This window comes from Janthinobacterium agaricidamnosum NBRC 102515 = DSM 9628 (genome assembly GCF_000723165.1).
In the GTDB taxonomy this organism is placed as follows: Bacteria; Pseudomonadota; Gammaproteobacteria; order Burkholderiales; family Burkholderiaceae_D; genus Janthinobacterium; species Janthinobacterium agaricidamnosum.
This window is the reverse complement of record NZ_HG322949.1, coordinates 5788887-5799799: the sequence shown is the minus strand read 5'-3', so window position 1 is coordinate 5799799 and position 10913 is coordinate 5788887. Positions and strand designations below refer to the sequence as shown.

Genomic DNA, 10913 nt, shown 5'->3' with positions numbered 1-10913 from the left:
ATAAGGGCTTATGAGCCATATTCACCAATGAAACGCATCACGCCCGCCGAACTGGCGCAATTCCTCAGCATCGCCCAGCACCGCAGCTTCAGCCGCGCCGCGATCGAACTGGGTGTGTCGCCATCCGCGCTGAGCCATTCGCTGCGCGGCCTGGAAGAACAGCTGGGCCTGCGCCTGCTGAACCGCACCACCCGCAGCGTAGGGCTGACCGAAGCCGGCGAACGGCTGCTGTCGCGCATCGCGCCGGCCTTCCGCGACATCGACGATGCGCTGGAAGACTTGAACCATTTTCGCGGCAAGCCGTCCGGTTCGCTGCGCATCAATGCCGGGCGCTCGGCCACGCAACTGGTGCTGCTGCCGCTGGTGGCGCGCTTTTTAAAACTGTATCCGGAAATCAGGGTCGAGATCGACGACAACGATGCGCTGGTCGATGTGGTGTCCAGCGGTTTCGACGCCGGCGTGCGTTTCGGCGAACGGATCGAAGCGGACATGGTGGCGATCCCGCTCGGCCGGTCGATGCGTTCGGTGGTGGTCGCCACGCCGGCATTCCTGGCCGAGCATGGCGTGCCGGCACATCCGCACGACTTGCCGGGTTTGCCCTGCATACGCCACCGTTTTCCCAGCGGCGTGCTGTACCGCTGGGAACTGGAGCGCGACGGCATCAAGCTGGAAACCCAGGTCGATGGCCCGCTGACCCTGCACGACGTGCGCATGATGGTCGATGCGGCGCTGCATGGCGCCGGACTGGCGTTCGTGTTCGAGCACATGGCCGCCGAACACGTGGCCAGCGGCCGCCTGGTGCAAGTGCTGGAGGACTGGTGCCCGCACTATCCGGGCCTGTACCTGTATTACCCGAGCCGGCGCCAAGTGCCGGCTGCGCTGAAGGCGTTCATCGAGTTTGTGCAGGCGTCGCGTTGATATCAGGCGATCCAGGTCTCGTGCAAATGGCGCCACAACAGCTTGCCGGCGCCATCGCGGTCGAACACCACGGTCGACAACCGCGCGGTGAGGTCGCCGCCGGGCAGTGACTGGCTTTCGCGGTAAGCCACTACCGCGCCCGAGGCACTTTGCTGCAGCAGCGTCAAATCGCTCAACCCAATTTCCAATCCCGGCCTGCTGCCCGCCGCGCTACGGAAAAAGCCGCTCAGCTTCATAAAATCGAGTCGCTGGCCGCCGGTGCCCACCATCGAATAGTCCGGCGAGAACCGGGCCAGCAACGCAGCGCACACTTGCGGGTCGCTGCTCTCACCGCCCAGCCATTGACGGATCAGTACATGGGTGTCGATCACTTCAAGAAAATACGGGTTGTCATGGTTCATGTGGTTCATCCTTTATCACACCATGATAAACGCTGACACCAGACGCTGGCACACTGATCCTGCTGCGCCAATTCATGCACCTAGCGGCAGTGTCTGCTTTATTAGAGGTGGCCTTAAGTCGGAAAAATTAGAATCATACAAATTAACCAACTTAAATCTTCAATTATTGATTCCGACTAATCCGGAACTATCTTTAATGTATAACCACTTAATTTCACCTCATCAAATGTTGAAATTGCTCAAAAACAAACATTTGATCTGGAAATTGCAAAAATTAAATGTGATTTACTGACAATTAATATTGTTTTTACTTTCAACAATATCAATAAATGTAATATTTCATCAATTATTAAATACATCATGAACGAGAAAATTGATCTGCATAATAAGTTAATTCCTCTTTTCAAATTCCTGAATGCGGGAATTCCCGAGAAGAACCTGATTCAAAGTTATGAAGCCACTCTGCAATCGGACATAAAAATCAACTTCCAACTGATTGCTGAAGAATATCTGGCATTCAGTTGCACCCTAAAACTTCCAAACAACTACAGTAAGAACTTTCCATTGGAATTGTTACAAGCCAACTTGAATATCGATGATCATCCGCAGATCACCATCGGCGTAGCCGTCGAATCGTCAGAAATTGTGATATGGAGTAAACAATTATTAGCGCATCTTCATAACGACGCCTTAATCAGTTCATTTCAAAAATTTTCATATTACTCCGACACCATCAAAAAATGGGTGGGTAAAGAAAATAGCAGGCCCGGCGGCAGTAAATCCAGGGAAGATTTTACGCTTCGGAGAATCTATTCCAACCATGCTTCAAAAACCCCTGTTTAATCAATAAAAGGAAAAAATATGAGCCATATACAAGCAAGCGTTATCGCACCATACATCCATATCGAAGCCAGAACGGAAGACCAATACCGTGCGGCTGAATATGCCATCGAAAAAATTGCGAGCAAAAAAAATGGCGCCAGTCTTTTAGATGAAATACAAAAACTGAGCACCAATGGCAAGGCCCTGAAAGTCGTTGTCGTCAGTGTTAACTCGGCTGCGCGTCCGGTCTTAACCGAAAAACAAGCCGAAGCGCATCAGGTATCGAAAAATGAATTTCATGCCGCGCATAATGCCAAGGCCATCCAGCTGGCCTCGAAACAATCATTGGGCAGAAAAGGCGAGGGCACCAGCGCCAGCATCGACTGGAATCCCCGCCAGAGCGTGAAGATCGATGCGAGCGGGCGGCCGAAACTGATCGATGACACCTCACTGTCTTTTGCATCGCTGGCGCATGAACTGGTGCATGGCTACCGCATGATGAAGGGTACGTTTACGGGAGGAACGAGCGACCGTTATGATCCGTCCACCCCTGCGGCCGAAGAAGAAGACCGCGCGGTCGGCACCGGTAAATTTTCCAAAGAACCTCTTTCGGAAAACGGCATTCGCAGCGAACATGGTTTGCCACTCCGTCAGTTTTACCGGGCGGCGCCGGATTCAGACAGCGATTCCGGCAGCCTGAAATTCAATTAAAAACGCATCTGCCGGCCTGGAGCGGCGGACAAATGCGGTCGCTGGATTTATCAATACGGCTACAATCGCGTATTTGACATCTTTTCATGACATGCAAATCAAGCTATCCGCATTGCTGGTCCTGGCCATGGCCGGCCAACCGGCGGCGCAAGCCGCGCCCGACCTGGAGGCCGGCAAGCGCGCCTTCGCCACATGCGCATCCTGCCATCAGGTCGGGCGTTCGGCGCGGGCCGGTTTCGGCCCGCACCTGCATGGCGTATTTGGCCGCAAGGCCGGGACCACGGCGGATTTTCATTATTCGCCGGCGATGAAAAACGCCAGCATCGTGTGGACCGAGCAAACCCTGGCGGCCTTCCTGAAGTCCCCGGGCGACGTGGTGCCGGGCAACAAGATGCGCTTCTGGGGCATGACCAGCGACGAGAAAATCGCCAACTTGCTGGCCTACCTGCGTTCGGTGCAATAGGGTCGGATCAGCTTGCGGCGACGCTGCGCGCTTCGCCGATAAAACGCTGGCGCTCCGCGTCGCTGTCGATGTGCAGCGCCAGCAATTGCAGGAACGCGTCAAGGTCGCCGTCTTCGCCGCATTCCCGCGCGGCGCGCTTGGCGACGATGCTGGCGATCGGCCCGATCCACGCCGCCAGCCGCGGCACGATGGCGGCGCTGAATTCCGGCGTCAGTCTCGGCGCCAATAACGGCGCTGGCGGCATCCTGAGTGTCGCGCCCGCCTCCGCCGCCGTGAGCGCCGTGACATCGGCCACCGGCAGCGCCAGCGTCGCCTCCTTGACCGCGCTGTCCGGCACCGGCTCCGGCGCGGGCGGTGGGGCCAGCAACAAGCGGATATCGGCCAGTTGTTCCTCGAACCGGGCGCGCCCGGCCGGCGACGGTATGTGCGGCAGCAATTGCTGGCACAGCGCATCGAAATCATCGGCCATGGCGCCGATTTTCTTCAGCAGCAGCCTGGCCATCGGCCCGATCTGCTGCGCCAGGATCAATTCCAGCGACGGGAACACCGTCCTTTTCCATGGCGCCAGGTCGGCCGTGCCGGTCGCCGCCGACGACTGGTCGGCCGGCCCGCCCAGCGTCGCCGTGAATAGCTGCGCCGCCGCCGGCGTGGCCAGGATGGTGGCGTCGCTGTCGGCGTCGGCGATGGCCTGGCCCTGCTGGGTCGCCAGCAGCGCCTGCAAAAAGGCGCGCGCCGATGAAAAACGTTCGGCCGGCTGCTTCGCCAGCGCGCGCATGACGATGCTGTCGAAGCCGGCCGGCAGCGCGGCATTGAACATCGACGGCTGCGGCGGCGTGTGGTTCAGGATTTGCTGCATCACGGTCGAGGCGGAACCGGAAAACGGCCGCTTGCCGGTCAATAGCTGGTACAGCACGATGCCGGCCGAGAACAGGTCGCTGCGGCCGTCGACCGCTTCGCAGCGGAACTGTTCCGGCGACATATAGCTGGGCGTGCCCAGCATCGCGCCGGTCTGGGTCAGCGTCGACGATTCGATGCGGGCGATGCCGAAATCGCTGATCTTGATGCGGCCGTCGCGCGTCACCAGCAGGTTGGCCGGCTTGATATCGCGGTGCACCACGCCCTGTTCGTGGGAATACGCCAGGGCGTCGAGCAAGTCGCGCATCCAGCCCAGCGTGCTGGCCATGGCCGCCGGCTGCTCGCCCAGCAGCGCCGACAGCGGCGTGCCTTCGATGAATTCCATCGCGATGAACGCCACCTCGTCGTCTTCGCCATACTCGTGGATCGCCACGATATTCGGGTGCATCAGGCGGCCGGCCGCCTGCGCCTCCTTGCGGAAGCGGTCGATCATTTCCTGGTGCTGCACATCCTCGGCGGCATCCTTGCGGATGGTCTTCAGCGCCACCGTGCGTTCGATCAGCGGATCGAACGCACGATAGACGACGCCCATCGCGCCCTTGCCGAGCACGCTCTCCAGGCGGTATTTGCCGATGTTTTCCCGCATCGCGACGCGGTTACTCATCCAGCATTTTCATCGCGCTGGCCAGGCTGGTGCGCATGCGGCTGAACGAGCGCGCCAGTTGCGACAGCTCGTCGCCGCCGCGCATGTCGAGTTCGGCCGCGTCGAACCGGCCCAGGCTGACCGCGTCGGCGACGCGCGACATTTGCTTGATGCGGCGCGTGACGAACCAGTGCACCATCAGGTTCAGGGCGACGAACAGGAAGGCGAAGATGCCCAGCATCGACCACATATAGCTGTGCAACAGCAGCTTGGCGCGCGCCAGCGGCACCGCCATCGGCACCGACACCACCTGCGCGCCGACCACTTCATTGAGCTTCCAGCCGAAACCGTGCTCGCGGCCGTAAATGTCGAGCATGGTCTTGGGCGCCGCTTCCGGCACGCTGTGGCACGCCAGGCAGGCTTCGTTGCTGATGCGGATCGGCCGCGCGATGTACAGCGACGGACCGGCCGGCGTGCTGCGCTCGCCGACCAGTTCCGGGGTGCCGGCATGGGTGCGCAAGGTTTGCACCAGCGGCGTTTCCCATGCATTGGCGCGGTTGCGCGGATTGGTCGGGTTCAGCGTCGCATACTTGTAGCTGTAGTTCGGATACGACTTCAGCAACTCGTTCAAGTGTTCGATGGCGGCGAAGGTCGGCACCGACTCCGGCAGGAATTCGAACTTCATGCGGTTTTCCAGCAGCGGCACGATATGCGCGGCCGCGTACTTGCCGGCCGCCGACGAGGCGCTCATCAGCAGGCGCGCGTTTTCCAGCGTTTCTTCGCGCGCATTACGCGCCAGCAGCGCATCGGTGACCATGCTGGCGCCGACAAAGCCGGCCGCCGACACGAGCAGGAACACCAGGTTGAATTTGGCGGCAAGGGACAGTTTTTTCATGGCTTCAAAAGATGACGTTGGTGGCGGAATATGCCTTGACCTTGCGCTCGGTGCGTTGCGCCTGCAACACCTGCTGCCAGTCGGGATGGGCGCCAAACAGCGTTTCGGCGTCCTTGCGGAATGCCGCGTCGCTCAGGCGCGCCGCAAAACGGGCCACCAGGCGCTTGCGCAGCGCCGCCGGTGCGGCATCGTTCCAGCCGGCCACCTCCTGCGCGCTGACTTCATGCTGCAATACCGGCTGGGCCGGACGGATGCGCGCGGCCACCGCCACCAGCGGATCGAAGAAGGCCGGCGGCATTTGCGAAACAAACTGTTTCGGCGGACGCGCCGCCAGTACCGGCGGCAGGGCCGGGCCGGAACGGGCGTCGCGCCACAAGGCATACTGGTCGCGCCGGAATGCCTGCTCGGCCAGCGCCGGGCCGGGTTTGTCCTTGTCTTTTTCCGGCGCCACCGGGGCCGCCATCAGCGTGCCCTGTTCGACAAACAGCTCGGTGCCGTCCGGGGCCGCATGGACGATGCCGGTGCCGCCGCTGGTGCGCACCTCGACCAGGCTGGCCGACACGCTGGCGCGGCCGGCGCCGGGCTTGTCCTGCGCCACCTTGAGCCAGCCGCGCAGCAGGCTGACCCCCAGCGCGCCGCTGGCGCTGTCGATATAAATGCCGCTGGCCGGGCCGAGCGCGACCATCGGCCCGCCGGGGATTTCGATTTGCAGGCCGGTGGCGCCGGATTCGACGATGTCGCCGGCTTGCAGCGCCACGCCGGCCGGGGCATCGAACACGCTGGTCTTGCGCACCAGCCGGGCCGGCTGTTCGGCGTGCGAAATCAATGCCGGATTCTGCGCCAGGGCCGATAAGGCGGGCAACAGCAAAACTGCCATGGCAAACCGCCAGCGTGATTTCTTCATGTTTTTATACCAAGTATGGATGCGCGTACATTGCGCTTACCGGGAGATACGCGGCCGCCGTCCGTTTGGACGCAAGAAAAACACACGCTGTTTGCCGCGCATGCAGGCTATGCGAGGGATCACCGGAACTACGGCGGCGCGGCCGGTCCGGATGCGTAAAGGTCTGGATAAGTAAACGGTGCGGCATCCAAAATACCCGGCGCCGCGTACCTGTTCAGGTAATGCCGAAGCAATCACCCGACCAATAACTTCAGCCATGCCGGCCGCGCGCCGGATTTCCAAGGAGAGACCATGAAATTTACCACCCCAGCGCTACTCGTCATCAGCGCCTTCGCCCTGAGCGCCTGCGCCAGCACCGCCGCCACGCGGCCGGCCAGCCAGCCGGCCGCGCAGGCGCAATTGCGCCCGACCGCCGGCAATACCGCCAACGGCCTGTTGACGGTGGTGCAGCAAGCCGACCACCTGAGCGTTTCCCTGCACGCGCAAGGCGTGCCGCCCGGCCCGCACGGTTTCCATGTGCATGAACACGGCGATTGCAGCGCGGACGACGGCAGCAGCGCCGGCGGCCATTTCAACCCGACCGGCGCCGAGCATGGCGGCCCGCACGCCGAACATCACCACGTCGGCGATTTCGGCAACGTCACGGCGGATGCCAATGGCAATATCGATTTCAGCATCGACATTCCGCTGACCCAGCTGACGCTGGACCCGGCCTCGCCCGAGGCGCTGGCCGGCCGCAGCGTGATCCTGCACGCGATCGAGGATGACTTGAAGACCCAGCCTACCGGCAATTCGGGCAAGCGCCTGGCATGCGGCGTAGTCGAGTTGAAAAAATAAGCTGAGGAGGTACGGCGGAACAGTCAGCACCAGCTGACCTGGTTGGCCGTGGCGAGACCACGGCCAGCAATCGGCTACCAGTATTTGACGCAGTGTCCGAGCAACACGAACGGTCCGCTCGGGGCGGTGGTATCAGGGTCCGATTCATAGCTCAGCGCCAGTCGCGGCACGTCGGCGAACATGGTTTCGGACGGCACGTCGAGGATGACCTTGGCGCTGCCGCTGTCCGGCACATTGGCCAGCGCCACCGGCGCACGGTTGCTCGGCAAGGCCCACAAGCGGGCCACCATGCCGGGCGGGACGGCCAGCGGCCGGACCACCTTCAGCGTCACCACCTTGCCGCGCCGTAGCGAGCTGACCGTCAGCGCGACATTGTCGGCGCCATCGGTCAGCAAACCGACATAGCTGGCCGGCATATTGACGTTGCGCTCCTGCAAGCCGATGACGCCGGGATACTGGGTCGCCAGCAGGCTGGTACCGACGATCCCGATGCAGCAAGCCAGCGCGGCCGGGGCCGCGCCATACAACAGCATGCGGCAGCGCTCGAACCAGCCGGCCGTCGCCACTTCCGGCTGCGTACGCGGCCTGGTTTTTTCAGAAATGCGTTCCCAGATGTGCGGTGGCGCCTTCAACGGCGGCACTACCTGGTGCAGCGGCGCAAGGCTGTCATTCCACGCCGCGACGGCGCGTTGGGCCGCGGTCGATTCCTTCAAGAGCCGGCCGAAACGACGCCGTGCCGTAGCGTTCATGGTGCCGAGCACATACATGCCTGCCAGTCTGTCCAGCAGTTCCTGGCGCTCGTAGTTCATAGTCGGCCTCCTTCACGCCGCTGCTCCTGGTACAGTTCGTCGTAACACTTCTTCAGCTTTTCCAGGCCGCGTCGGAGCCACGCCTTCGCCGTGCCGAGCGGCACCTGCAAATGACAAGCCACCTCGGCGTGCGACATGCCGCTGTAATACGCCAGCGCCAGCGATTGGCGGTGCGGCGCTTCCAGCAAGGACAGGCATTTGTTCAAATCGATCTTCTCGGTGGCGGCAGCAAATAGTTGGTGAGGGTCGGCGCCTTCGGCATGCTCGCCGGCGTGCTGCTCCTGCATTTCCGCATCGAGCGGGGTGCTGCGTTCGAATTCTAACTTGTCTTTGCGTAAACGGTCTAGCGCCTTGTTGCGCACCACCGTAATCAGCCACGTCATCGGGGTCGACAACGTCGCGGCATAACTGCCGGCCTGTTCCCATACATTGATGTAAGCCTCTTGCAGGATTTCGTCGGCCAGCTCGCGCTTGCGCACGATGCGCACCGAGACGCCGTACAAATGGTCGCAGGTCAGGCTGTAGAGCTGCTGGAATGATGCATGGTCTTTCAGCGCAACTCGTGCGAGCAGGTCAACCAGGCGCTGGTTTTCCGGTGTATGGGTTTGCATAGGTCGTTATAGCCAATATTTAGCAAAAAATTAACATTAATCACGGGATAATGACTACATATACGCTGAAGAAATGACCGTGATAATTAGTGAGAATTATAACCCTACATCAAAATAGGGCCGCTTTCATGTGGTGTTCAACCGTGTTACTCCTATGAAAAAAATTTTTCCTGAGTGAATTTTTATCGCGTTCAAACGCCTGTGCCGCGCATCCAATTCCGGCACCCGCGCGTAACTCCGGGAAACGCCAGTTGGCGTCATCGATCTGGAGCAAACGCGGCAATGAAAAACACACAACTGGATGCGGTCATCGACGTGGCCGGCCTGCTCGGCGAGGTCAACCCGCAACAGCCCTGCGGTCCGGACCTCGAATACGACCCGGATTACCTGGCGCTGGAACGCGAATTGAAGGGCAAGCCGGAAACCCATTACGGCGCCGAGATCGTGCCCGCCACGCCGCCCGACTGGCAGCGCGTGCTCGACCTGGCGCTGCAACTGACGCAGCGCAGCCGCGACTTGCGGATCGCCGTGGTGCTGTGCCGCGCGCTGCTGAAACAGCATGGCTGGAACGGCTTCGCGGCCGGCCTGCAATTGATCGACCAGCTGCTGCAACAGCGCTGGGACAGCGTGCATCCGCAACTCGATCCCGACGACGGCAACGATCCGCTACCGCGCGTCAACGTGCTGGCGGCGCTGGCCAGTCCGGCCATGCTGCTGCCCGAGGTGCGCGCGGCGCTGCTGGTCAGTTCGCGCGCGCACGGCAACTTCAGCATGCGCGACATCGACATCGGCAGCGGCGAACTGGAAGCGCCGCCCGGCACGATCGCGCCATCGCCGGCATCGGTATCGGCCGCCTTCGTCGAAGCCGACGGCGCCGCGCTGGCGGCGCTGCACGGCACGCTGCAAACGGCTTGCGCCGCCGCCGCCGACATCGAGCGCAACTTGACGCAGCGGGTCGGCGCGGCCCATGCGCTGGACCTCGATCCATTGACGCGGATGCTGCAGCGCATCCGCGATTTTATCGCCGCGCAACTGGCCAGCCGTGGCCTCGGCCCGGCTCCGGCGGCCGCCGAAGCGGACCCGCCATCGGGCGCCGGCACCGCGCCGGGCCTGCCGCGGCAGCCTGGCGCCACGCCCGGCGCGGTGCAGATCGCCAGCCGCGAAGACGTGGTGCTGCTGCTGGAAAAAATCTGCCAGTACTACCAGCGCAACGAACCGTCGAGCCCGATCCCGATGCTGCTGCGCCGGGTCCAGCGGCTGGCCACCAAGAACTTCATCGAACTGCTGCAAGACCTGGCGCCGGAAGGCCTGCAACAGTTTTATCAGCTCAGCGGCCCGCCCGCCGACAGTTGATCGCGCCGCAGCATGATCCATACAAAAAGCATGCATCCAATCGCCGCGTGCTCGCGTAACTCTGCAAGATAGACGTGAAAACGGCGCCGTCCGGATTCATCCGGACTGGCGCGTATCCACCATCACCCAACCACTACGAGGTTAGCCATGGCAAAAGAAAGCAGTCAGAAATTTATCGCCCGCAATCGCGCGCCGCGCGTCCAGATCGAATACGACGTCGAAGTCTATGGCGCGCAAAAATCGGTCCAGCTGCCGTTCGTGATGGGCGTGCTGTCCGACCTGTCCGGCAAGCCGGCCGAAGCGCTGGCGCCGGTGGCCGAACGCAAGCTGCTGGAAATCGACGTCGACAATTTCGACGAGCGCCTGAAATCGGTCAAGCCGCGCTTTGCCACGATGGTGCCGAACACGCTGACCGGCGAAGGCAACCTGGCGCTGGACATCACGTTCGAAAGCATGGACGACTTTTCGCCGGCGGCGGTGGCGCGCAAGGTCGAGCCGCTGCGCCAGCTGCTGGAAGCGCGCAGCCAGTTGTCGAATCTGCTGACCTATATGGATGGCAAGACCGGCGCCGAGGAATTGATCGCCAGGCTGCTGCAACAGCCGGAACTGATGCGCGCGCTGAGCGCCGCGCCGGCCCCGCGCGCCGCGCCAGAGACCGAATAAGCACCACCCACTCCAGAAAGGTAACGAT

The 10913-nt window shown here is 61.7% G+C and carries 13 protein-coding genes; 7 read left to right on the top strand and 6 right to left on the bottom strand.

The features are described from left to right. The first annotated feature begins 27 nt into the window (after positions 1-27). Positions 28-918, top strand: coding sequence for a LysR family transcriptional regulator (locus GJA_RS25095; protein WP_038497830.1), 891 nt, complete (start codon positions 28-30; stop codon positions 916-918). Between the two features lie 2 nt (positions 919-920). Here the strand turns inward: GJA_RS25095 and GJA_RS25090 are convergent, their stop codons facing one another. Next, the gene (locus GJA_RS25090; RefSeq protein ID WP_038497827.1) at positions 921-1319 is read right to left on the bottom strand and encodes a hypothetical protein; all 399 of its coding nucleotides are present in this window, start codon (positions 1317-1319) and stop codon (positions 921-923) included. Between the two features lie 360 nt (positions 1320-1679). On the opposite strand from GJA_RS25090, the gene GJA_RS25085 reads away from it, so the two are divergent. The 3 genes from GJA_RS25085 to GJA_RS25075 all read left to right on the top strand — a co-directional run bounded on the left by GJA_RS25085 (position 1680) and on the right by GJA_RS25075 (position 3315). Then, positions 1680-2162, top strand: coding sequence for a CesT family type III secretion system chaperone (locus GJA_RS25085; RefSeq protein WP_038497824.1), 483 nt, complete (start codon positions 1680-1682; stop codon positions 2160-2162). A gap of 18 nt (positions 2163-2180) precedes the next feature. Next, a complete protein-coding gene (xopG, locus tag GJA_RS25080) occupies positions 2181-2852 on the top strand; it encodes a XopG/HopH/AvrPtoH family type III secretion system effector (RefSeq protein ID WP_051781314.1) in 672 nt (223 codons plus the stop codon). 91 nt (positions 2853-2943) lie between these two features. Further along, positions 2944-3315 (top strand): c-type cytochrome, encoded by a 372-nt coding sequence (locus tag GJA_RS25075; protein WP_081905570.1) that lies wholly within the window; start codon positions 2944-2946, stop codon positions 3313-3315. 7 nt (positions 3316-3322) lie between these two features. Here GJA_RS25075 and GJA_RS25070 read toward each other — a convergent pair whose 3' ends face one another. Genes GJA_RS25070 through GJA_RS25060 form a run of 3 tightly spaced genes read right to left on the bottom strand, consistent with a single transcriptional unit; the run spans position 3323 to position 6585 of the window. Further along, on the bottom strand, positions 3323-4834 hold the full coding sequence (locus GJA_RS25070; protein WP_197539815.1) for a serine/threonine-protein kinase: 1512 nt from the start codon (positions 4832-4834) through the stop codon (positions 3323-3325). Beyond that, the gene (locus tag GJA_RS25065; RefSeq protein ID WP_038497822.1) at positions 4827-5708 is read right to left on the bottom strand and encodes a Tll0287-like domain-containing protein; all 882 of its coding nucleotides are present in this window, start codon (positions 5706-5708) and stop codon (positions 4827-4829) included. Before GJA_RS25065 ends, GJA_RS25070 begins: the two co-directional genes overlap by 8 nt. Before the next feature lie 4 nt (positions 5709-5712). Further along, positions 5713-6585 (bottom strand): hypothetical protein, encoded by an 873-nt coding sequence (locus GJA_RS25060; RefSeq protein ID WP_038497819.1) that lies wholly within the window; start codon positions 6583-6585, stop codon positions 5713-5715. Positions 6586-6903: 318 nt separating this feature from the next. On the opposite strand from GJA_RS25060, the gene GJA_RS25055 reads away from it, so the two are divergent. Continuing rightward, positions 6904-7449 (top strand): superoxide dismutase family protein, encoded by a 546-nt coding sequence (locus GJA_RS25055; RefSeq protein WP_051781313.1) that lies wholly within the window; start codon positions 6904-6906, stop codon positions 7447-7449. A 74-nt stretch (positions 7450-7523) separates the two neighbouring features. On the opposite strand, the gene GJA_RS25050 is transcribed toward GJA_RS25055, so the two are convergent. Both GJA_RS25050 and GJA_RS25045 read right to left on the bottom strand, forming a co-directional pair. Then, positions 7524-8258, bottom strand: a complete 735-nt coding sequence (locus GJA_RS25050) for an anti-sigma factor (RefSeq protein WP_038497817.1) — start codon at positions 8256-8258, stop codon at positions 7524-7526. Then, positions 8255-8869, bottom strand: coding sequence for a sigma-70 family RNA polymerase sigma factor (locus tag GJA_RS25045; RefSeq protein WP_051781312.1), 615 nt, complete (start codon positions 8867-8869; stop codon positions 8255-8257). The genes GJA_RS25050 and GJA_RS25045 overlap by 4 nt, the downstream gene beginning before the upstream one ends. Positions 8870-9151: 282 nt before the next feature. Here GJA_RS25045 and tssA point away from each other — a divergent pair, with 282 nt between their 5' ends. Beyond that, positions 9152-10222, top strand: coding sequence for a type VI secretion system protein TssA (tssA, locus tag GJA_RS25040; RefSeq protein WP_038497814.1), 1071 nt, complete (start codon positions 9152-9154; stop codon positions 10220-10222). Positions 10223-10369: 147 nt separating this feature from the next. Next, positions 10370-10885, top strand: a complete 516-nt coding sequence (gene tssB / locus GJA_RS25035; RefSeq protein ID WP_038497810.1) for a type VI secretion system contractile sheath small subunit — start codon at positions 10370-10372, stop codon at positions 10883-10885. The last annotated feature ends 28 nt before the right edge of the window (positions 10886-10913 follow it).